General features: G+C 66.4%; 17 protein-coding genes and 2 pseudogenes. 11 read left to right on the top strand and 8 right to left on the bottom strand.

All coding sequences use genetic code 11. From position 1 onward, the window contains the following. Positions 1 to 59: 59 nt before the first annotated feature. Positions 60 to 1,520 (bottom strand): D-serine/D-alanine/glycine transporter, encoded by a 1,461-nt coding sequence (gene cycA, locus AC1DD3_RS05455; protein WP_476881146.1) that lies wholly within the window; start codon positions 1,518 to 1,520, stop codon positions 60 to 62. Between the two features lie 252 nt (positions 1,521 to 1,772). On the opposite strand from cycA, the gene AC1DD3_RS05450 reads away from it, so the two are divergent. Both AC1DD3_RS05450 and AC1DD3_RS05445 read left to right on the top strand, forming a co-directional pair. Further along, positions 1,773 to 2,216, top strand: coding sequence for a MarR family winged helix-turn-helix transcriptional regulator (locus tag AC1DD3_RS05450; RefSeq protein WP_230119879.1), 444 nt, complete (start codon positions 1,773 to 1,775; stop codon positions 2,214 to 2,216). Between the two features lie 27 nt (positions 2,217 to 2,243). Continuing rightward, a complete protein-coding gene (locus AC1DD3_RS05445; protein ID WP_476881145.1) occupies positions 2,244 to 3,515 on the top strand; it encodes an MFS transporter in 1,272 nt (423 codons plus the stop codon). Between the two features lie 120 nt (positions 3,516 to 3,635). Here AC1DD3_RS05445 and AC1DD3_RS05440 read toward each other — a convergent pair whose 3' ends face one another. From AC1DD3_RS05440 to rraA, 3 genes are all read right to left on the bottom strand, one after another. Then, positions 3,636 to 5,075, bottom strand: coding sequence for a sugar porter family MFS transporter (locus tag AC1DD3_RS05440; RefSeq protein WP_230119877.1), 1,440 nt, complete (start codon positions 5,073 to 5,075; stop codon positions 3,636 to 3,638). Positions 5,076 to 5,336: 261 nt separating this feature from the next. Continuing rightward, entirely contained in the window at positions 5,337 to 7,001 is a 1,665-nt protein-coding gene (locus AC1DD3_RS05435) for an MDR family MFS transporter (protein WP_230119876.1), read from the bottom strand. A gap of 163 nt (positions 7,002 to 7,164) precedes the next feature. After that, complete coding sequence (gene rraA / locus AC1DD3_RS05430) at positions 7,165 to 7,686, bottom strand: ribonuclease E activity regulator RraA (RefSeq protein WP_476881144.1); 522 nt, start codon at positions 7,684 to 7,686, stop codon at positions 7,165 to 7,167. A 104-nt stretch (positions 7,687 to 7,790) separates the two neighbouring features. Between rraA and AC1DD3_RS05425 the strand changes: the two genes are divergently transcribed. The 6 genes from AC1DD3_RS05425 (at position 7,791) to AC1DD3_RS05400 (ending at position 13,368) form a co-directional block, all read left to right on the top strand. Further along, positions 7,791 to 9,092: an MFS transporter gene (locus tag AC1DD3_RS05425; protein ID WP_476881143.1), complete on the top strand. Its 1,302-nt coding sequence runs from the start codon at positions 7,791 to 7,793 to the stop codon at positions 9,090 to 9,092. A 126-nt stretch (positions 9,093 to 9,218) separates the two neighbouring features. Continuing rightward, positions 9,219 to 9,818, top strand: a complete 600-nt coding sequence (locus AC1DD3_RS05420) for a TetR/AcrR family transcriptional regulator (RefSeq protein WP_230119898.1) — start codon at positions 9,219 to 9,221, stop codon at positions 9,816 to 9,818. Between the two features lie 275 nt (positions 9,819 to 10,093). After that, positions 10,094 to 11,299 carry an NAD(P)-dependent malic enzyme gene (locus AC1DD3_RS05415; RefSeq protein WP_476881142.1) on the top strand — a complete coding sequence of 402 codons (1,206 nt, stop codon included), beginning with the start codon at positions 10,094 to 10,096 and terminating at the stop codon, positions 11,297 to 11,299. 130 nt (positions 11,300 to 11,429) lie between these two features. Continuing rightward, positions 11,430 to 11,933 (top strand): DUF456 domain-containing protein, encoded by a 504-nt coding sequence (locus tag AC1DD3_RS05410; RefSeq protein ID WP_230119872.1) that lies wholly within the window; start codon positions 11,430 to 11,432, stop codon positions 11,931 to 11,933. Between the two features lie 26 nt (positions 11,934 to 11,959). Beyond that, complete coding sequence (locus AC1DD3_RS05405) at positions 11,960 to 12,922, top strand: tetratricopeptide repeat protein (protein WP_230119871.1); 963 nt, start codon at positions 11,960 to 11,962, stop codon at positions 12,920 to 12,922. Positions 12,923 to 13,008: 86 nt separating this feature from the next. Continuing rightward, on the top strand, positions 13,009 to 13,368 hold the full coding sequence (locus AC1DD3_RS05400) for a nuclear transport factor 2 family protein (protein WP_230119870.1): 360 nt from the start codon (positions 13,009 to 13,011) through the stop codon (positions 13,366 to 13,368). Positions 13,369 to 13,393: 25 nt separating this feature from the next. Here AC1DD3_RS05400 and AC1DD3_RS05395 read toward each other — a convergent pair whose 3' ends face one another. Beyond that, positions 13,394 to 14,041, bottom strand: coding sequence for a LysE family translocator (locus tag AC1DD3_RS05395; protein WP_230119869.1), 648 nt, complete (start codon positions 14,039 to 14,041; stop codon positions 13,394 to 13,396). 103 nt (positions 14,042 to 14,144) lie between these two features. Here AC1DD3_RS05395 and AC1DD3_RS05390 point away from each other — a divergent pair, with 103 nt between their 5' ends. Continuing rightward, positions 14,145 to 14,600, top strand: coding sequence for an Lrp/AsnC family transcriptional regulator (locus AC1DD3_RS05390; protein ID WP_230119868.1), 456 nt, complete (start codon positions 14,145 to 14,147; stop codon positions 14,598 to 14,600). A gap of 132 nt (positions 14,601 to 14,732) precedes the next feature. Here AC1DD3_RS05390 and AC1DD3_RS05385 read toward each other — a convergent pair whose 3' ends face one another. Next, positions 14,733 to 17,447 (bottom strand): FG-GAP repeat domain-containing protein, encoded by a 2,715-nt coding sequence (locus tag AC1DD3_RS05385; RefSeq protein ID WP_476881141.1) that lies wholly within the window; start codon positions 17,445 to 17,447, stop codon positions 14,733 to 14,735. A gap of 185 nt (positions 17,448 to 17,632) precedes the next feature. Next, complete coding sequence (locus tag AC1DD3_RS05380) at positions 17,633 to 18,091, bottom strand: Lrp/AsnC family transcriptional regulator (RefSeq protein ID WP_476881218.1); 459 nt, start codon at positions 18,089 to 18,091, stop codon at positions 17,633 to 17,635. A gap of 376 nt (positions 18,092 to 18,467) precedes the next feature. Here AC1DD3_RS05380 and gluQRS point away from each other — a divergent pair, with 376 nt between their 5' ends. Together gluQRS and AC1DD3_RS05370 are read left to right on the top strand one after the other, a co-directional pair. Continuing rightward, positions 18,468 to 19,349, top strand: a complete 882-nt coding sequence (gluQRS, locus tag AC1DD3_RS05375; protein WP_476881140.1) for a tRNA glutamyl-Q(34) synthetase GluQRS — start codon at positions 18,468 to 18,470, stop codon at positions 19,347 to 19,349. A gap of 26 nt (positions 19,350 to 19,375) precedes the next feature. Further along, a pseudogene (locus AC1DD3_RS05370) lies at positions 19,376 to 19,963 on the top strand (HD domain-containing protein); the annotation flags it as partial. A gap of 352 nt (positions 19,964 to 20,315) precedes the next feature. Here the strand turns inward: AC1DD3_RS05370 and AC1DD3_RS05365 are convergent. Continuing rightward, positions 20,316 to 20,441: pseudogene (locus AC1DD3_RS05365) on the bottom strand (low temperature requirement protein A); the annotation flags it as partial. Positions 20,442 to 20,471 lie beyond the last annotated feature (30 nt).

The following is a 20,471-nucleotide window of genomic DNA, read 5'->3' as shown; positions in this document are numbered from 1 at the left end:
ACGACAAAAAAGGCAGGGACCGGGGCGAAGATCCCGGTCCCTGCCTTCGGAAATTCGAGCTAGCTGGCTGACGCCGTCTCGGCGGCCGCCATTGCCTTCCATTCCGCCACGCGTGCCTGGTGCAGCGGCGAGCGGCGGACCACAGCGTAGGCCGCGCCAAGGACGGCGAACCAGATCGGCGTGACCAGCAGCGCCGTGAGCGTGTCCGGCTGCGTCGTCAGTGCCCAGACCAGGAACGCGAAGAACGCGAAGACCACCCACACCATGGGAATGCCGCCGGGCATCTTGAAGGTTGAGGCCCGGTGGAGTTCGGGGCGGCGTTTCCGGAACACGAGGTAGCTGGCAAGGATGATGGACCAGACGAACATGAAGCAGACGGCGGACACGGTGGTCACCATGTCAAACGCCACTCCCACGTCCTTGCCTGCATATAGCAGTGCCACGCCGGCGAGCAGCAGCACGCAGGAGAGGAACAGGGCGTTCTGCGGGACCTTGCGGCTGGAGAGACGGCCGAAGACCTTGGGGGCGTCGCCGTCGTTGGCAAGCCCGTAGACCATGCGCGAGGTGGAGTAGATCCCGGAGTTGGCCGAGGACATGGCGGATGTCAGCACCACGAGGTTCACTACGGTTGCCGCGATCCCCAGCCCGGCCAGCGAGAACATGCCGATGAACGGGCTGTGGCCCGCCTGGAACTCGGTCCACGGCGTGACGGACATCAGGATGACGAGTGCGCCGACATAGAACAGCATGACGCGCAGCGGGATAGCGTTGATGGCGCGGGGCAGGTTGTGTTCCGGGTTCTTGGTTTCGGCCGCGGCTGTTCCCACCAGCTCGATGCCCACGAATGCGAAGACCGCGATCTGGAAGCCAGCCACGAAGCCCATGAACTCGCGCGGGAAGAAACCGCCGTGGTTCCAAAGGTTCGTGAAAGTGGCCGTGCCGGCGTCGGACTGGAAACCGGTGAAGATCATCACCAGGCCCACGGCGATCAGCGCCACGATGGCCACGATCTTGATCAGCGCGAACCAGAACTCGGTCTCGCCGAAGGTCTTAACCGTGGGCAGGTTCAGCAGCAGCAGGATCACGATGGTGGCCAAGCCGGGGATCCACAGCTGGATGCCTGGCCACAACTCGTTGGCGTAGCCGGCAATCGCGATCACGTCGGCCACGCCGGTCACCACCCAGCAGAACCAGTAGGTCCAGCCGGTGAAGAAGCCTGCCCAGGGGCCCAGGAGGTCCCCGGCGAAGTCGCTGAACGACTTGTAGTTGAGGTTGGACAGCAGCAGCTGGCCCATGGCCCGCATCACGAAGAACAGCATGAAGCCGATGATCATGTATACGAAGATCACGGACGGCCCTGCCACCGAGATGGTCTTGCCGGAGCCCATGAACAGCCCGGTGCCGATGGCGCCGCCGATGGCCAGCAGCTGGATGTGCCGGTTGCTCAGCGAGCGTGAAAGGTGGGGCTCGCTGTCCCGGCTGGAGGCAGTTCTCTGCCCAGTGGTTGTCTGCTCAGACATGTGCAAAATCCTTTGGAAAGTCCGCCGCGAGGGTGGTGGCGGTTACAAAATCAGCGTCTCCAACCTACATCCTGGTCGCGCAGGACGACGTATCACCCGTCTCAGCTGCCCCATCCCCGGCCCGCCGGAGCGGCGGGGGCTGTACGCCCTGTCTTCGCGAGGGGGCAGACGGCGACTTCCAGGGGCCCCAAGTGTTCGTTCGGGCTAACTGCACTTGACTGTTAGGGTGCCTAACTATTAGGCTACCTAACTATGAGCACACGCGAACAAACCGAGCTGCAGACCCTCGCCCAGGACTTCCGTGAGGCGCTGCGCCACAGCGTGTACCTCGTGCGCCGCCTCGACGCCGACGGCGATCTCAGCGCCGCCCAGCTCAGCACGCTCAAAATGCTGCTCGACGACGGCGTCCGCGTGGGGGAGATCGCCCGCAACCTCGGCGTGAAAGTTCCCAGCGCCACCGAACAGGTCATCAAGCTCGAACGTGCCGGCCTCGCCCGCCGCGAAGCGGACCCGGACGACTCACGTGCCGTCCGGGTGGTGCTGACCACGGAAGGCCGTGCCGCCGTCGACTCCGCCAATGAGCGCCGCAACGCCGTCATGGCCGGGATCCTGGCGGCGCTCACGGAGGACGACCGGAAGGCCCTCGCCGCCGCGCTGCCCGTTATCGACAAAATCAACAGCTCACTTCAGAACTGAAACAGCCAACACTTAGGAGTGCCATCCATGGACGGCCAGCGCGCAGAGACTCTGCCGGCAGTGCAGGAAAACGCAGTGCAGGAAAACGCAGTGCAGGAAAACGCGGTGCAGGAAACGCTCGAGGCGGAAAAGGCCTCGATCCTCAAACAGCCCAAGGCGGTGTGGGCCACTGCCCTCGCGGCGGTGTTCGCGTTCATGGGCATAGGCCTCGTGGACCCCATCCTGCCGGCCATCGCCAAGAACCTGGATGCCAGCCCCAGCCAGGTCTCGCTGCTGTTCACCAGCTACTTCCTGGTCACCGCCGTCGCCATGCTGATCACCGGCTTCGTTTCCTCGCGGATCGGCGGCAAGCGGACCCTGCTGGCCGGCCTGGCCGTCATCGTGGTGTTTTCCTCCCTGTCCGGAACGTCGGGCAGTGTGGGTGAGCTGATCGGGTTCCGCGCCGGCTGGGGCCTGGGTAACGCGCTCTTCGTGGCCACGGCGCTGGCCGTCATCGTGGGAGTGGCCAGCGGCGGTGCAGGCACCGCGATCATCCTGTACGAGGCCGCCCTGGGGCTGGGCATCTCCCTGGGCCCGCTCCTCGGCGCGTTCCTTGGTGGCTGGCAGTGGCGGGCACCGTTCTTCGGCACCGCCGTACTCATGGCGGCCGCTTTCATTGCCCTCATCGCCCTGCTGCCCAAGACGCCTCTCCCCGAACGCAAAGTACGGCTCCGTGACCCGCTGCTCGCCCTGGGCCACAAGGGACTGCGGACGACCGCGGCCAGCGGCCTGTTCTACAACTACGGCTTCTTCACGGTTCTCGCCTTCACGCCCTTCATCCTGGGCATGGACGCGTACGGCATCGGCGGAGTGTTCTTTGGCTGGGGCATCGCCGTCGCGGTATTCTCCGTTTTCGTGGCGCCGGTGCTCCAGAACCGCTTCGGCGCAACCAGGGTGCTCACCGGCACGCTCGCCGTGCTGATGCTTGACCTGATCGGGCTGGGCCTCGCCGCCGGGCACTCGGTGCCGGTGGTTGTGGTGCTGGTGGTGGTCTCGGGTGCGCTGCTGGGAATCAACAACACGATCTACACCGAACTCGCGATGGGCGTATCGGACTCGCCGCGGCCGGTTGCCTCGGCAGGCTACAACTTCGTCCGCTGGATGGGCGGCGCGCTGGCCCCGTTCGCCGCGGCACAGCTGGGCGAACACTTCGGTCCCCAGGTGCCGTTCTTTGCGGGAGCGGCAGCCATGGTGGTGGCCATCGCCGTTGTGTTGGGCGGGCGCCGGTACCTGGCGGCCCACGAGCCCCACGTGGTCTGAGCGGGACGTCCGCAGCCAGGCGTCTGCGCTGGCATGGGACGCGCTGATATAGGAAAAGACGCCCACGTTCCTCAGGAACGTGGGCGTCTTCCGTTTCATGCCGGGGGAGCCAAGAGCCGGTCAGACCTTAACGGACCCCTTGGGAACAAACAGGGTCTCAGCCTGTTCCAGCGACATGCCGTTCGTCTCCGGCACCTTGTACATGACGAAGAAGAACGATGCTGCGGCAAACAGTGCGTACATGGCGTACGTCAGCGGCAGCGAGCCTGCGGCCATCATGGGGAAGCTCAGGGTGATGGCGAAGTTGGCGATCCACTGGGCGGCGGCGGCCAGCCCCAGGGCGCGGGCGCGGATCCGGGACGGGAAGATCTCGCCCAGCAGCACCCAGACGAGCGGGCCCCAGGAGGCGCCGAAGCTGACCACGAAGACGTTGGCCGCGACGAGGGCAACGGGGCCCCAGGCGCCGGGGAGCGAAATGTCAGAACCGGTGCCCTTGGCCGAGGCGAAGGCCAGGGCCATGGCGCCCAGCGATACCGCCATGCCGATGGAGCCGGCGAGCAGGATGGGCCGGCGGCCGATCCGGTCCACGAGGGCGATGGCCACCAGGGTCACCAGGATGTTGGTGATGGAGGTGGCCACTGAGATGGTCAGCGAGTCCTTCTCCTGGAAGCCCACGGCCTTCCACAGCGTGGTGGAGTAGTAGAAGATCACGTTGATGCCCACGAACTGCTGCAGCACGGAGAGCGTGATGCCGATCCAGACCACGGCCTGCAGCCCGAACACCTTGCCGCGCAGTGAACCCTTCTTGCCTGCGAGCTGGTCTTCCTCGATCGCTTCGCGGATTTCACGGAGGTGGCGCTCGGTGTCCTCATCCGGGGCGATGGATTCGAAGACCTTGCGCGCCTGATCCTCCTTGCCCTGGAAGACCAGGAAGCGCGGGGATTCGGGCAGCGTGTAGGAGACGGCGCCGTAGACAACTGCGGGGACGGCGGCGGCGAGGAACATCCAGCGCCAGGCCTCGATGCCCAGCCAGAGCGGCTGGTCGGCGCCGCCGGCGGAGGTGGCGAACAGTGCATCGGACAGCAGTGCGGCGAAGATGCCGGTGGTGATGGCCAGTTGCTGGAGCGATGCGAGGCGCCCGCGAACGTGCCGCGGTGAGATCTCGGAGATGTAGGCCGGCGCGATCACCGAGGCCAGGCCGATGCCCAGGCCGCCCACGAGCCGCCAGAAGATCAGGTCCCAGACGCCGAAGCAGAAGCCGGTGCCGATGGCGCTGATCAGGAACAGGAGCGAGCCCAGTTTCATGGCGGGGATCCGGCCGTAGCGGTCGGCCACCTTGCCGGCCATGTACGCACCGGCCGCGCAGCCCAGCAGGGCCACGGCCACGGCGAAGCCGGTGACACCCTCGCTCAGGGCGAATTCTTCCTTCATGGCGTCGACTGCACCGTTGACCACGGACGAGTCGAAACCGAACAGGAAGCCGCCCACGGCGCCGGCGAGCGCGAGCCAAATGACCCGCTGCGGGATCCTGGCGGTTGGTTGCTCCTTGGCGGTGGGCATGGTTCTCCCTCGGGGGTTTGGGGATGGGTGAATGCGGTGCGGACGTCGTCGGCTGCGGTACCGGCCCAGACGGCCGGCGCACACGCGCCTAACAGTGTGCCACGTCACCGCTTGCCGTTCCACTTGGGGACAGAAGACGACGGCGGCGGGGCGGCCCGCCGTCGTCGTCTTCACCGGGGTGCTGACGGGAAAACACAACGGGAGGCAGCCTAAAAGACTGCCTCCCGCGATGTGTTTACGGGGCGTGCCCGCCGAAGATGGCTAGTGCGCCGGCACGGACTCAGATCCTGCTCTCTGAGCGACCGCCTTCGGGTCCGTCAGCTTCTTGTTCGGCAGTGCGAAGCTGATCAGGAAGGCGATCCCGGTAAGCACGGCGGCGGTGAGCATGACGGCGTCGATCGACTGGGCGAAGCCCTCGGTGATGGGCCGGGTGAGCACCGGGTTGGCCGTGTGCAGCCAGCTGGTGTCGTTGAGGGAATCATTGCTGGCGCCGTTCTTGAAGAACTCGTAAAGCTTGGCGTTTGCGGGATCGGCGGCCACGGCGGGATCCTTGAGGACCTTGAGGTAGTCGGCGTTCTGCACGGCGTCCTTCATGCCGGTGGCGATCTTGTCCGCCGCGAGGCTGAACAGCATGGAAATGAAGACGGCGGTTCCCACGGCGCCGCCCATGGAGCGGAAGAACGCAGCCGACGAGGTGCCCACGCCCATGTCCTTAGGCGGGACGGAGACCTGCATGGCCAGGGTGAGCGGCTGCATGCAGAAACCCAGGCCCAGGCCGAAGAACACCGCGATCAGGCCGGGAACCCAGAGCCCGGTGTCCACGCCGAGCGAGAAGCCCATGACGACGGCGGCCGCCGTCAGGATGGCGGTGCCCAGGATGGGGAAGATCCGGTAGGTGCCCGACGACGAGATGGTGCGGCCGGCAGTGATGGAGCCGAACAGGATGCCCACCGTGAACGTGATCATCATGAGGCCCGCCTCGGTGGGGGTGAGGCCCTTCACCAGCTGCAGGTACATGGGGAGCATGGCGATGGCGCCGAACATGCCGATGCCGATGATGAAGTTCAGCAGCGAGGACAGTCCGAACGTGATGTTCTTGAACAGGCGGAGCGGGATGAGGGCGTAGTCGCCGGCGCGCTTCTCGGCCAGCAGGAACGCGACGACGCCGACGACGCCCAGGCCGTAGCAGACGAAGGAGCTTGTCGAGGTCCAGCCCCAGCTGCGGCCCTGTTCGGCCACGAGCAGCAGGGGAACGATGGCCAGGGTGATGGCGGCGGCGCCCCAGTAGTCGATCTTCTGCTTCATGTGCTTCGCCGGCAGGTGCAGGTACAGGAAGACCACTGCCAGGGCGGCCAGGCCGATCGGGAGGTTGATAAAGAAGACCCAGCGCCAGCCGTCGAAGCCGAGGATGTTTGCAGAGCCGGCGAACGCGCCGCCCACCACGGGGCCGAGCACCGAGGAGATGCCGAAGACGGACATGAAGTAGCCCTGGAACTTGGCCCGGTCCTTGAGCGCAACGATGTCGCCGATGATGGTCAGCGCGAGTGCCAGCAGGCCGCCGGCGCCCATGCCCTGGATGCCGCGGGCGACGGCCAGTTCGGTCATGGAATGCACCGAGCCTGCATACAGCGAGCCGGCCAGGAAGATTACGATCGCGGCCAGGTACAGCGGGCGTCGGCCGAAGATGTCGCTGAGCTTGCCGTACAGCGGCGTGCTCACCGTGGAGGTGATGAGGTACGCCGTGGTGGCCCAGGCCTGCAGTGAGAGGCCGTCGAGGTCGTTGGCGATGGTGTAGATGGACGTGGACACGATGGTCTGGTCCAGCGAAGACAGGAACATTCCGAGCATGAGCCCCACCATGACGGTGATGGTCTGGCGCTTGGTCAGGGCCTCTCCGGGCGCGGGTCCTGCGGTGGTTTTGGACATGGCTGCTCCAGGGTCAGAAACGGGGGATCGCGATTGATAGTTGCTTTCAGTAACTATATTACTTCCCGCGTTGTTCCCGCTGGCTGAATTTTCTTGCCGCACCCTTCACCGAGAGGTTAGATCCCGGCACTCAGACGCCTCGTAAGTGCCGGGATCTCACGCATCACCGCTCGATCAGGATGCCGTCCGGGTCGCACCAGATAGTGGTACCCGTGCGGATGGTCACGCCGTCGATCAGCAGGTCCACGTCCGTCTCGCCGGCGCCGGCCTTCGCGCTCTTGCGCGGGTTGCTGCCCAGCGCCTTGACGCCGAGAGGCAGTTCCGCGATCGCCTCGCGGTCCCGGATGGCGCCGTTGATGACGACGCCGGCCCAGCCGTTTGCCACGGCGCTCGCCGCGATCATGTCCCCCATCAGCGCCGTCCGCAGCGAACCCCTGCCGTCCACCACCAGCACAGCGCCGTTGCCCTGTGAGGCCAGGGTGGATTTGACCAGCGCGTTGTCCTCGAAGCACCGGACAGTCCGGACGGGACCGCTGAAATGGGTGCGGCCGCCGAGCGACTGGAATTGCAGGGCGATGGAGGCCAGCTCCTCGCCGCGTTCGTCGTAGAGGTCGGCCGTGTTGACGGCGGCGGGTTCGGCTGGGCCCTGGCTAACCGTGGGATTGCTGGCGGGGGAAGCGGTCATTGTGGTTCTCCTCGATAGCGGCGTGCGCGGCCATAGCAGCGGGTCTGTGATGCCCACGATAGTCTGATTTCACACGATCAAAACCGTTACAAGGGGAGCCTGCCATGAGTCTGTCCGACATTCCCGGTGCAGTTCCCGAGCCTGGATTGGCGGGGCAAAGGGCGGCCACGGCGCTCGCCGAGCCGACTGCCCGGGTCAGGCCGCTGTGGACGACCGGCGTGGTGCTGGTCAACCTGGGCATCAACGCCGCGTTCTTCGGACCGATCCAGGTTCTCCTCGCGCAGCAGGCCGAGCATTTCGACGCCGGCCAGAAGGAAGCCATCCTGGCCCTCGTGACCGGTGCAGGGGCGGCGGTGTCACTGGTGGCGAACCCGCTCTTCGGTGCCTTCAGTGACAAGACAACCTCCCGGTTCGGCCGCCGGGTGCCGTGGGTGCTGGTGGGTGCTGTCCTCGGGGCAAGCGCGCTGATCGGCCTGGCCGGAGCGCCCAACGTTGCCATCATGACCATTCTTTGGTGCCTGGTGCAGGCTGGCTGCAACGGTGCCTACGCCGCCATCACCGCCGCCATTCCCGACCGCGTCCCCGTGCCGCAGCGCGCCACGGTGGGAGGGCTGGCCGCAATGGGCCAGACGGTGGGTATCCTCATCGGCGCGGTGATTGGCGCCGTCGTCAGCGGAAACTTCGCACTCGGCTACGTGGTCTGCGCAGCTGCCCTGGTGGCCGGCGTGGTGATGTACCTCTTCAGGAATGAGGACGCGCCGCTCCCCGCCGGAACCAGGCCGCAGCTGAACTGGGCAGACTTCCTGCTCGGCTTCATCCGCCCGCTGCGCCACCCCGACTTCGCGTGGGCATGGATCACCCGGCTGCTGGTCAACATTGGCAACCATATGGTCACGCTGTACCTGCTGTTCTTCCTGTCGGACGCCGTACACCTGAAGGAGACAGCGGGGCTTGAGCCTGCCTTCGGCGTGCTGGTGCTGACCGGCCTCTACGCGGTGTTCGTCATCATCACGAGCGTGATCGGCGGGCGGCTCAGCGACCGCACGGGCAAGCGTAAGCCGCTGGTTATCGCGTCCTCGGTCATCATTGCGCTGGCATCCCTGATCCTCGCCTTCGCTCCGACGTGGACCGGCGGCATCGTGGGCGCCAGCGTCCTGGGGATCGGGTTCGGCGCCTACCTCGCGGTGGACTTCGCGCTCATCACCCAGGTCCTGCCCAGTGCGGGGGACCGGGGCAGGGACCTGGGCGTCATCAACATCGCGAACTCCCTGCCGCAGGTCATCGCCCCGGCCCTCGCCTGGCCGTTCGTCACGCTCTGGGGCGGCTACGTGTCGCTCTACGTCGCCGCCGCCGTGATCGGCCTGCTGGGCGCCGTCTTCGTGGTCAAGATCAAGGGCGTCGACTGACCTGACGCCCGTGGCCTGCAGGCGAGCCCCAAACCCCAGTGCCGTATAGTTGAGTCCGAATTGCGGGCAGGACTGGGATGGGGACTCTCCTGGCTGCCGCAGGAATCTCAACCCTCCGGACTGATGATGCTTGAATTAAATCCAGATCTTCCGCCCATGGCCGCCCCTCCGTCCCTGCCCCGGCAGCAGGCCCGCTATGCCCGGATCCTGGACGTCGCGGCCGGCTTCGCCCGCAAGGGCCTCAAATCTGTGACCCTGTCCGAAGTGGCTGCGAAGGCAAACGTTCCCCTTGGCACGCTGTACCGCTACTTCCCGTCCGCCACGCACCTCATGCTGGCGCTGTACCGGCACCAGCTGAGCGAACTCAAGGTGGGCAGCTGGCCGGGTGCCGGAACGGTGCGGATCCATGCCCTGTCCGGTGTGGTGATGGAAATTTTTCATATGCGCGTGATGCAGCCTGCCGTGGAGCAGTGCCTGACCAAGGGCGTGTACGTCAACGACCGGGACACCACGGCGCTGCTGCGTGAGATCGATGCCCTGTCGGAGCGGGCTGTCACCGGTGCCAGTGGCGACGCAGCCGTCTCGCGGGTGCTGCTGCTGACCGTCACTGGTCTAGTCCAGTCGGTGCGCTGCCGCCGGTTGTCGCTGTTCGAGGCGGAAGAAGACCTCAAGAAAGCGTGCTCGCTGCTGGTTCCGCGGCCGCGGTCCATGCGCCACACGGCGTAACTGGTCTAGACCAGTAGCCCCTTTTTGCTACCATTTCGGTGAATTAGGCCACAAGAACCCCGCAAACCACGTCAAGTGGTCCCTCCGCTGGCAAACAGGCGGCCGCGCAATGGTTACCATTGCAGGACCGGAGTGGCTAGCAACCCGTACCCGCGGGCTTCCGGACGGACCCCCACCCTTTGGGCCGTCAGCGAAGCACGCACCTGACCATCTTGAGCTCCAATGCTTGAGCCATACTGTGCCGTGCGCCCACGGCTAGCCCAGGAGACAACGACGTGTCCACTGAAACGATCGCCACCATTGACAACACCGCGGCCGAAGCGCTGACGGAGCAGGAAATCTTCGCGGCCCACGAGAGCGGCAAGCTCTCCATCGCCAGCACCGTCCCCCTCGCCAACAAGCGCGATCTTTCCATCGCCTACACACCGGGTGTCGCCCAGGTCAGCCGCGCCATCCACGCCAACCCGGATCTCGCCAAGACCCACACCTGGGCCCAGCGCCTGGTGGTGGTGGTCAGCGACGGAACCGCCGTGCTTGGCCTCGGCAACATCGGCGCCAGCGCATCCCTTCCTGTCATGGAGGGCAAGTCCGCCCTGTTCAAGGCGTTCGGCGAGCTGGACTCCATTCCGCTGGTCCTCAACACCACGGACGTGAACGAGATCGTGGAAACGCTTGTCCGCCTGCGCCCCAGCTTCGGTGCCGTCAACCTCGAAGACGTCTCGGCCCCCCGCTGTTTCGAACTCGAAGAAAAGCTCATCGAGGCCCTGGACTGCCCGGTTATGCACGATGACCAGCACGGCACCGCCGTCGTGGTCCTCGCAGCCCTGACCGGCGCCGCGAAGGTCACCGGCCGCGAGCTCGAAGGCTTGCGCGTCGTGGTTTCCGGCGCCGGAGCCGCTGGCATCGCCGTCGCTGAAATCCTGCTCACGGCCGGCGTCAAGGACGTGGTCCTGCTGGACTCGCGCGGCGTCATCAACGCCGAGCGCGCCGATATTGCCGCGGACCCCGCCAGCAAGAAGTCCCAGATGGCGCAGCGCAGCAACCCCCGCGGCATTGCGGGCGGTCCCGGTGAGGCCCTGCTCGGCGCCGACGTCTTCATCGGCGTCTCCTCCTCCAAGCTGGACGAGGAGCACCTCAAGCTGATGAACCACAGCTCCATCGTCTTCGCGCTGTCCAACCCGGACCCCGAAGTGCTGCCCGAGGTTGCCGCCAAGTACGCCGCCGTTGTGGCCACCGGCCGCAGCGACTTCCCCAACCAGATCAACAACGTGCTGGCCTTCCCCGGCATCTTCCGCGGCGCCCTCGACGCGGGCGCCCGCCGCATCACCCCCGCCATGAAGCTTGCTGCAGCCCGCGCCATCGCCGAGCTGGCCGAGGAAGGACTGTCCGCCGACTACATCGTGCCCAGCCCGCTGGACCCGCGGGTGGCACCGGCCGTCACCGCTGCAGTGGCTGCCGCGGCAGCGGAAGACGCCGTCTGACCGGCTGCCAGGGCGGCAGCTGACAACGGCTGACTGAAAGCCCGACGGCGGTGCCTCCCGTGCTGGGGAGGCACCGCCGTCGTCGTTCGTCAGGGAGCGCCCTGACGAGCCGGAACCCTAGACTGGGGGAATGAACGCCCAGACCGTAGTGACCGTCCTGTGTGGCTTGGCCATCCTGGTGGGCGTGGCCGGCACCGTCATCCCCGTGCTGCCGGGCAGCCTCGTGATCGGGCTGAGCCTTCTCGCCTGGGCCATCTGGGGCGGCGAGGGCGCCACCGGCTGGGTGGTTTTCAGCATCGGCATGGTGTTCGTGCTGGCGGGCATGGCGGCCAGTGCGGTGCTGGCGGGACGCAAGCTCAAGGAACACAGAATCCCCAACCGGAGCGTGGCGGCCGGGATCGTGCTGGGTATCGCGGGCATGTTCATCATCCCCGTCGTGGGCCTGTTCGTGGGGTTCGCCGCCGGACTGTTGCTCAGCGAGATGCAGCGCACCCGCAACTTCCGCACCGCCCTGACCACCAGCTGGGCCGCCCTCAAAGCCACAGGCCTGGGCATCCTCGTGGAGTTTGGCCTGGCCTGCCTGGCCGCGAGCACCTGGGTGATCGGCGTGTGGGTGGGCGTGGCTTCGGGCTAGATTCGCGTGGCCACTAGCATGGAGGAATGACCGCCGGGCAGATTCCAGGACCGATCTACCGCGACACCCGCGACCTCACCCCCTTCGGCGCCGGCCAGGTCCGGACGCCCGCACGGGAAATAGCCGAGGGCGTCGGCGGCCTGATCCACGGGGTGTTGGGCGGCCGGGGCGGGGCCCTGATCAGTGTGGACGGCACCGTGCCCAGGCTCAAGCGCCTCGCCGGCAAGGCGGCCAAGTCCGTCTACGACGCCATCTTCGCCAGCACCGACCCCAACCGGTTGATTGCGGTTGGCCGTGAGTACCCTGGCTGGTCGGGACTTTGCTACGTGATGGCTGGCCTGCTCGCCCACAAGCAGGGCGGCTACCTCCGTGCTGTGGAGCTGCTGCAGCGCGGCCTCACCACCAAGAACGACGACGACGCGAACCAGTTCGCGGCAAGCTACCTGACGCGCGTGGTCACCCGGGTGGAAGTCGCCGAGCGCATCGAGGTCCCCGTGCTGTTCAGCGAGGAATCGGTGTTCCTCGCGTTGTCCCATTCCCTGCGGGAGACGGGGCAGACGGAAGCCGCGCTGGAAGCGCTGGGCATGCTGCCGCCGTCGCTGCCTACCGCCCTGGCGAGGTGCGCGCTGGCCCACACGCTCGGGCGGGACCACGAGGTGGTGGTCTGGACCGAGGGGCTGCTCAACGCCGACGACCTGTCCGCCGCCCTGCTGCTGGTCCGCGCGCGCTCGCTGCGCCGGCTTGGCGCCCACGAGCATGCGCAGCAGGCACTGAAGGAGGTCCTGCGGCGGCGCAAGACCAGCATGGCGCTGCGCAACGACGCGCTGACCGACCGCGCATTGCTGGTGCTGGACAACGGCCGCAAGTCCCTGAATCCGCGCGACTGGCGGCGCCGGCGTGCCGAGCTCGAAACCTTCGAGGTCATCCGCAAGGACGTCGAGGAGCGCAGGCTGTGGGAACAGGAATGGAAGCAGTTCGGCGGGGACTGATGCGATGGCCCGCCGGGCTGGCCCTCGGCGTTGCCGGTTGCGGGCTGGCTCTTGTGGGCGTGGGCCGGCGGCGGTACAACGGACAAATGACCGACGCAATCACGCTGTGGATGGAAAAGTACATCACGGCTTGGACCAGCAATGCTCCCGACGACATCCGGGCGCTGTTCACTGAGGACGCCGTTTACGCGACCAGACCCTATGACCCGGACGCATGGCGGGGCAGTGAGCAGATCGTGGAGCGGTGGCTTGCCTCTGCGGACGAGCCCGAGGACTGGAGGTTCGAGTGGTCCGTGCTCGGAGCCGACGGCGACCTCGCCTTCGTGCAAGGACGCACCACCTATCTCGATGACAGGACCAGCTATGAGAACCTCTGGGTGATACGGCTTGGCCCCGACGGTCGGGCGACGGCCTTCACCGAGTGGTTCATGGAGCGTAAGACCTGAGGTCCCGTGGTTGCCCGGCCGGAAACTAGGCGAGCCTGGCAAGGAGGGGAAGCAGCTGTTCGGAGAGCAGTGCTGCGCCAAGGCCCACCATGATGATGCCGCTGGCGAGGGTCACGGTGCGGGCGGCACCAGGCCGGGACTGAAGCAGCTTCCGGGACAGGAGTGCAACGCAGGTGTAGACGATCGCGGCCAACAGCACGAACGTCAGGCCGAGGAGGCCCGACTGAACAGGTACGGGAAGAGGCGCCTCAGCGCTGACAAACTGCGGCACGAGGGCCAGGTAGAACAGCAGTCCCTTGGGATTGATGCCGCTGGTCCCCATCCCCTGGAGGAACGTCCGGAGCTGGTTCTGCCCGGGATTGCCGACGGCGGCCCCTGCGGTGAAGCTTGCACCGCGCCAGGACCTGATGGTCGCAGTTCCGAGCCACAGCAAGTAAGCCGCTCCCGCTATGGTGAGCCAGCCGAGCACTCCCGGCATACCCGCCAGAACAGCCGCCAGCCCGGCGACCATGAGCACTGTGTGGAGTAGATAACCGCTGCACAGGCCGGCTACGGCGGGCACAAAGCTCCGGCGCCCCAGCCCCGCCGTGATGGAGTAGGCCCAGTCCACGCCCGGAGTGCAGGCGAGGGCGGTGGCGACGGCCACAAAGGCCAGAAATAGCTGAAGATTCATGGGGCGCTCCTGAGTGGCGGTTACAGGAAAAGCCTAGGCAAATCCCCGCCATAAGTGCTCCCTGATTTCGCGCAAAACCCGGCTCTCGGCGTAAGATTCTTGCGTGATTGACCACATCGACAGAAATATCTTGCGCCACCTGAAAGAGGACGGGCGCATGACGGCCACGGCCCTCGCGGCGAAGGTGGGACTGACGGTGGCGCCATGCCACCGACGGCTCCGCGATCTGGAGGCATCAGGGGTGATCCGCGGCTACAAGGCGGACATTGACCCGGCCGCCGTCGGCCTCGGTTTTGAGGCGATTGTGTTCGTGACGCTCCGCACCGTGGACCAGTCAACGATGGAGATCTTCGAGAACCGCGTTGCTGAGAACCCGAACATCGTGGAGGCACAGCGGCTGTTTGGGTCCCCGGACTACCTGCTCAAGGTGATCGCCGCGGACCTTCCGTCGTACCAGCGCTTCTACGATAGCGAGCTGACTGTCCTTCCCGGAGTGGAACGGCTGACCTCGACGCTGGTGATGAAGAACCTGAAGTCCAATGCCGGCCCGCCCGTATAGATGGCCGGGCCTGACGACGGGCCGCCTTTCCGGGTTAAAAGCGGCCGGCCGCGGAAGGAATCCTCCGCGGCCGGCCCGGCTGTCATCGTTGAACCCTCAGCTCTACTGTCAGTCCTGTCTCAGGAGGATCTGTCAGCGCGGGTTCAGGACGACATTCTGGAACCCCCCGGTTCCAGTGCCTGTGTGAAGCCAGAGGGTGCCGTCGGCCGAAGTGGTGATGACGTTCGGCTTGCCCGTTCCGGCGAAACGTCCCACGCTGGCCAGCGACTGGTACGCGTTCCAGCCCGTGCCGATCTGCTTCCGGGTCAGGAAACTTGAGGCGCCGCTGCCGGGGTAGAGCCAGAGGGTGCCGTCCGCGGTGCGGGCCATCAGGTCGGACTTTCCGTCACCGGTGAAGTCATTCGCTGCAATCACCTGGTTGAAGCCGCCCCACCCCACGCCGATCTGCTTCTTGGTCAGGAATCCGCCCGTGCCGTTGCCGGGGTAGAGCCAGAGCTTTCCGTCGGCCGACTGGCCGATGATGTCGCTCCGGCCGTCACCCGAGAAGTCGCCGGGTGCCAGAATCCGGGTGAACACGTTCCAACCGGTTCCGATCTTCTTCGCGGCCTGGAAATATCCCTTTCCGTCGCTCGGGTAGAGCCACAGCGAGCCGTCCGACCTCCGCGCCACCAGATCCGGACCGCCGGCGCCGTTGAAGTTTCCCGCGGACACCACCTGGGTGAAACTCTGCCAGCCGACGCCCACCTGCCGGGCAGGCCGGAAGCCGCCGGAGCCGTTGCCGGGCTGCAGCATCAACGCGCCGTCCGAGGTGCGGGTCAGGACATCGGGCTTGCCGTCGCCGTCGAAGTCACCTGCCTCCCAGACCTGGGTGTACCGGTTCCAGGCTGTTCCGATGGCCAGCTTGGGTGCGAGGGCGCCGGCTCCGTTTCCGGGGTACGCCGCCAGGGCGCCGGCGCTGCTCGCGGTGAGGACGTCGGTGCGCCCATCGGAGGTGAAGTCCTGGCCGCCGATCAGGTCCGAAGCGCTGCCCCATCCGGTGGCCAGGGTCTTGCGCGGCAGGAAGCCGCCGGTTCCGTTGCCCGGGTAGAGGTATACAGTGCCGTCAGCGCTGCGTGCCAGCACGCCCGCTGTGCCTTGGAGTCCGCCGGCCCCTGCGAGGGCCGTGAAGCCCTGCCATCCTGCCCCGACCTGCTTGGCCGGCAGGAAGCCGCCGGTTCCATTGCCCGGGTACAGCCACAACGATCCGTCGGTCCGCATGGCCAGCAGGTCGGGGCGCTTGTCGCCGTCGAAGTCGCCGGCCGCAACGATGCGCTTGAGGCTGCCCCAGCCACTCGCGATCTGCTTTCGGGCCTGGAAGCCGCCCGTTCCGGTGCCGGGGTACAGCCACAGCACGCCGTCGGACGAGCGTGCAATGAGGTCCGTCTTGCCGTCGCCGTTGAAGTCGCCGTTGCCCAAAACCATGTTGAAGATGTTCCAGCCGACGCCGATCTTAACCGGAGTTCCCACTTTGTTCCCGGCCTGTCCCGCGAGGAGGAACAGTGAGCCGTCGGCTTCCCGTGAGACCACGTCCGCCCGGCCGTCGCCGTTGAAGTCGCCGGGGGAAAACTGGATCTTCGTCCTCAGTGCTAGGTCAGCGTTGATGGTCACAGTGGCCGAGTCGGCCGTCACCGCGTTGACGGTCACCAGCGTTCCGGCGTGGGTTCTGAAGGTACGGCCGGCCTGCCAGGCGTGGTTCGGGCTGTAGTAGCCGCTGAACGGAATGGTCGAAGGCATGAGCGTCAGGGATGACGACGGAGTTGCTCCGCCGCGCTGGACGATTTTCACGCCCCGGTTCCCGGCGTAATCGGAAGCCAGGTAACTGTCATAGCCCACGGGCTGCCGAAGCTCAAGGTAGTACACCTCGCGGCTTACCGGATCGGTGAACTTCACAGCCCGGTTCGCGAGCGTCCCGCCCCAGGGCCGCAGGGTGTAGCTCTTGACCCCGGATGCCACGCCAAGGTCGCGGACCTCGTCGCCACGGCCCAGTCCCCTGGCATCCCAGAAGGGTGAGCTGATCACCGGCATGCTGTACCGGGAGGCGCCCATGAGGTCGGTGGTGTCGCCGTACTCCCGGATGTAGCAGGAGGAATCGGCAAACTGGCCGGTGCTGGTGGTGCTGACGTCGTTGATGCCGCTGCCGCACTGCAGCGCGTCCGCATGCATGGAGCCGAGCACGTGGCCGAATTCGTGGGTGAGCACGCTGTTGGTGAAGTTGCTGATCTGCGGCATCAGGACGCGGCCGCTGTTGCCGTTGCTGCTGTAGCCGGCGCCCAGTGCGCCGTAGGAGAGCGTGCCGGTCGGGATGAAGACCACCAGCGCGGTGTTGGCGCCGTACGTCCACTTCAGCTCGGCGGTGATCTTGTTGATGATGTCGTAGTAGGACTGGGACGAAGTGGCGGCGGACTGGTGCCCCGCCAGCCTGCTCGTCACGGTCATGGAGATGCGGCCGCCGGACATCGCCTTCCAGTAGTTACTGGTGGCCACAATCGCCTGGTCCGCCGCGGCCATGGATACGGCGTTCTTGTTGTCGGCCAGCTTGGCCGTCACAAGTTTGACCGTCATGGGAGCGGCCGCCGTTCCTCCGGCTTCCGTCTGGAGGGCAGTCCCGGTGGGCATGCCGGCCATCGGTACTCCCGGTGCCGACTCGTACATGTGGTCCCCGTGCGGGGTTCCGGCCACTTCCTGTGCGGCAGGTCCGTCGGTGGCGGGGTCAGTTGCGGCGAGCGAGGGGCCAGCCGGAAGCGACACGAGCCCAGCCAGGACCAGGAGGCCCGTCACTGAGGCGATTGAGCGGGTAAATGAGCGCATGGAGTTCCTTATTGAGACCGAACCCTGGCGGAGACCTTGGGATGGAGGTGCAACGGCTGCCGGTTGTGACCGCTACAGCGAATGCTGAATCAGGCTACAGTCGGCGCCGCAGCACGACCGGCAGATTATCCGCAGTTTTGTCCAATGGTTTGCGCAGGATCGGCGTGGCGCGTGGGGGCGCGCCGTCAGCCGCTCAGCAACCCGGTGGTCCGGTAAGGAATGACCTCGCGCAGGAACATGCTGGTGGAGGTCCGGACTATCCCGGGGCAGAGCCGGATCTCTTCGGAAACCCGGTACAGATCGTCCGGGCTCGTGGCCACCACCCGGATCAGCAGGTCCGTGTCGCCGGCCGGCGCATGGCACTCCAACACCTCCGGAATTTTCCGCAGGGCAGCAATGGCTTCATTGAGGTGGCTCTGGTCGAGTTCGGCACTGACCGCCGCCGCAACTCCCCGGCCAAGCGCCGCGGGGAGCACCCGGCTGCTGTTGGGCCGGAGGGCCCCCGACGCCGTCATCCGCTCCAGGCGCGACTGCACGGTTCCGCGGGCCAGCCCAAGGCGCTGGGCCAGCACCATGATGGGCAGTCTGGGATCGTTGTCGAGAGCGGCGAGGATCCGTCGGTCCGTGGCGTCAAGCTGCTGCAATCTGATCACTCCCTGTCTGTGGATTGTTCCCAACTTGGTCAGATTGACCACTACGCGGAGAGCCTGTTGCGCCTACTGTATGGCTTCTGCTCAAATTGTGGCAACAAGGCGACGGCTACCGCCGGAACCCGCAGGCTACAGGTCCCCCGGCACACCACCCGGTCCCCTGGAGGACGCTTCCCGCAAAGAGGCCGCCGCTGATTGACACTTGTTCACGCATCGTCTTTCCGCAAGCAGTGCCAAGGTTTCGTGGAACTGAGTTCCGACGCCCGGAGCCGGCACGGCAAGAGCCCCTGAGCCACCGAGTCCCCCCCTTTCACCGGGAGTGCGCGGTAGCTGAGGGGCTCTTGTGGTGTTCCGGCATAGGCTGGAGGACATGAGTAGCGCCGGCCGTTTCGCCCCCAGTCCGTCCGGCGAACTGCATGTGGGCAACCTTCGGACGGCCATGTTGGCCTGGCTGTTCGCCCGGTCCACCGGACGGCGGTTCCTGCTCCGCGTCGAGGACCTGGACCGGGCCCGCGCCGGGGCGGAGGCGAAGCAGCTCAGCGATCTGGAGGCCATCGGCGTGAGCTGGGACGGCGCCGTCGTGCGTCAAACCGACCGCGGGCCGCTGTACACGGAAGCCATCAGCCGGCTCGCGGCGGCCGGGCTCACCTATGAGTGTTTCTGCACGCGCCGGGAGATCCAGGAGGCACCCTCCGCACCGCATGCCCCCCAGGGTGCCTATCCGGGAACCTGCCGGAACCTCCCGACGGCGGAACTCGAGTCCAGGCGGTCGGAGCGCCCCGCCGCCGTCCGCCTGCGTTCGGCCGTGACCGAATGGGCAGTGGAGGACACCCTGCACGGCGTCTTTACCGGTGTTGTGGACGACTTCGTGCTGCGCCGCAACGACGGCGTGACCGCCTACAATCTGGCGGTGGTCGTGGATGATGCCGAGCAGGGCATAGATCAGGTGGTCCGCGGTGACGACCTCCTGCCATCGACGCCCCGGCAGGCATATCTTGCGTTCCTCCTGAATATGCCCGTGCCGGAATATGCCCATGTGCCGCTGGTGGTGAATGCCGACGGCGCACGGCTGGCGAAGCGCGACGGCGCCGTCACTCTGGCCGACCTTGCATCGGCTGGCGTTCCCGCGGATGATGTCCGCCGGACGATCCTGGATTCCCTGGGTCTGCCGGGCGCCTCCCTTGACTCCGCGCTGTCGGAGTTCGACCCGGCCGCCCTGCCGCGTCAGCCGTGGATCTGGCCGGGCATGTAGTTGGCTTCAGTGGGTACGCTGGGGTTATGCCAGAACAAGGACCACTCGAAGCACGATTCACCGTAGAGACCGCCAAGGTCCTAGCCGAAGTGGCGCACAACCGCCAGAAGGACAAGCTCAAGCGTCCGTACCGGGAGCACGTGCTTGCCGTGGGCGATGCGCTCGCCGATTTCGACGACGACATCCGGATCGCCGGGTACCTGCACGACATCGCCGAGGACACTCCCATGACCCGGCAAGCGCTGCTGGACATGGGCGTCTCTGACCGGGCCGTGGGCATCATTGAGCGCGTGACCAAGCGGCTGCACGACAACCCGGACGACTACCAAGCCGGCATCCGCTTCATCGCCGAGGACCATGACGCCACGCTGGTGAAAATCGCGGACAATGCGCACAACTCCCTGCCGGAACGCGTGCAGGCACTGGCGGAAAAATGGCCGGACAAACCGCCCGTCACCCGGTACGCCGATGCCCGGCCGGTGCTGTACGCGGCCGTTGCCGAGCCGGAGATCCGCAAGATCCTCGAACGCATCAACCCGTTCCTGCTGCCGGAGCTTGACGACATGCTGGACGAGGCGGACGACACCGACTACGAGACGCTGTCCTACGAGACTGTCCCGGCAGTGGAGCCAATCGAGGCAGTGGAACCAGTGGAACCAGTGGAGCCAATCGAGCCAGTGGAACCGCTCGCACCGCTGGCTGAGCCGTCCGGGACGCTGCCGGTCGAGCCCGTGGAGACCCGCAGGGACTGAAGCAAGGCTCAGGAGGACGGGTGCGGTGCCTTGGCCTGCTGCTCCAGCGTGTCCATTGCCTCCTGGAGCCGTTCGGTGCCGCGGCGCTCATCAATCACAATCGAGGCGCCCAGCGCCAGGACAATCACGAGCAGGCAACGGGCACGGAAACCCCGGCGGCGGCAAGGGCCACGGTGCCGGCGAACACCACCACGACGCCCGCTGCGACGGCGATGGCGGAGCTGATCTCGTGGGCGAACTGGCTGCCGGCCACGCCGAAGGCAATGACAAACGTCAGGTCGAAGAACAGCTCCAGGGGCGTCCCGGTCCTGTGCAGCTCGTGGGGGTCGCGGCCGCCCATCCGGGCCACCGCATGCCGCAGGCGGTTAGG

This window comes from Arthrobacter sp. 05T444 (genome assembly GCF_056395905.1).
This window is presented reverse-complemented; position numbering and strand designations above follow the sequence as displayed.

Bases quoted from the DNA above. Each gene is read 5' to 3' on its own strand.
- AC1DD3_RS05400 (WP_230119870.1), top strand. From the start codon at position 13,009: ATGACCGACGCAATCACGCTGTGGATGGAAAAGTACATCACGGCTTGG.
- AC1DD3_RS05445 (WP_476881145.1), top strand. From the start codon at position 2,244: ATGGACGGCCAGCGCGCAGAGACTCTGCCGGCAGTGCAGGAAAACGCA.
- AC1DD3_RS05410 (WP_230119872.1), top strand. From the start codon at position 11,430: ATGAACGCCCAGACCGTAGTGACCGTCCTGTGTGGCTTGGCCATCCTG.
- AC1DD3_RS05395 (WP_230119869.1), bottom strand. From the start codon at position 14,041: ATGAATCTTCAGCTATTTCTGGCCTTTGTGGCCGTCGCCACCGCCCTC.
- rraA (WP_476881144.1), bottom strand. From the start codon at position 7,686: ATGACCGCTTCCCCCGCCAGCAATCCCACGGTTAGCCAGGGCCCAGCC.
- AC1DD3_RS05450 (WP_230119879.1), top strand. From the start codon at position 1,773: ATGAGCACACGCGAACAAACCGAGCTGCAGACCCTCGCCCAGGACTTC.
- AC1DD3_RS05425 (WP_476881143.1), top strand. From the start codon at position 7,791: ATGAGTCTGTCCGACATTCCCGGTGCAGTTCCCGAGCCTGGATTGGCG.
- gluQRS (WP_476881140.1), top strand. From the start codon at position 18,468: ATGAGTAGCGCCGGCCGTTTCGCCCCCAGTCCGTCCGGCGAACTGCAT.
- AC1DD3_RS05420 (WP_230119898.1), top strand. From the start codon at position 9,219: ATGCTTGAATTAAATCCAGATCTTCCGCCCATGGCCGCCCCTCCGTCC.
- AC1DD3_RS05435 (WP_230119876.1), bottom strand. From the start codon at position 7,001: ATGTCCAAAACCACCGCAGGACCCGCGCCCGGAGAGGCCCTGACCAAG.
- cycA (WP_476881146.1), bottom strand. From the start codon at position 1,520: ATGTCTGAGCAGACAACCACTGGGCAGAGAACTGCCTCCAGCCGGGAC.
- AC1DD3_RS05405 (WP_230119871.1), top strand. From the start codon at position 11,960: ATGACCGCCGGGCAGATTCCAGGACCGATCTACCGCGACACCCGCGAC.
- AC1DD3_RS05385 (WP_476881141.1), bottom strand. From the start codon at position 17,447: ATGCGCTCATTTACCCGCTCAATCGCCTCAGTGACGGGCCTCCTGGTC.
- AC1DD3_RS05440 (WP_230119877.1), bottom strand. From the start codon at position 5,075: ATGCCCACCGCCAAGGAGCAACCAACCGCCAGGATCCCGCAGCGGGTC.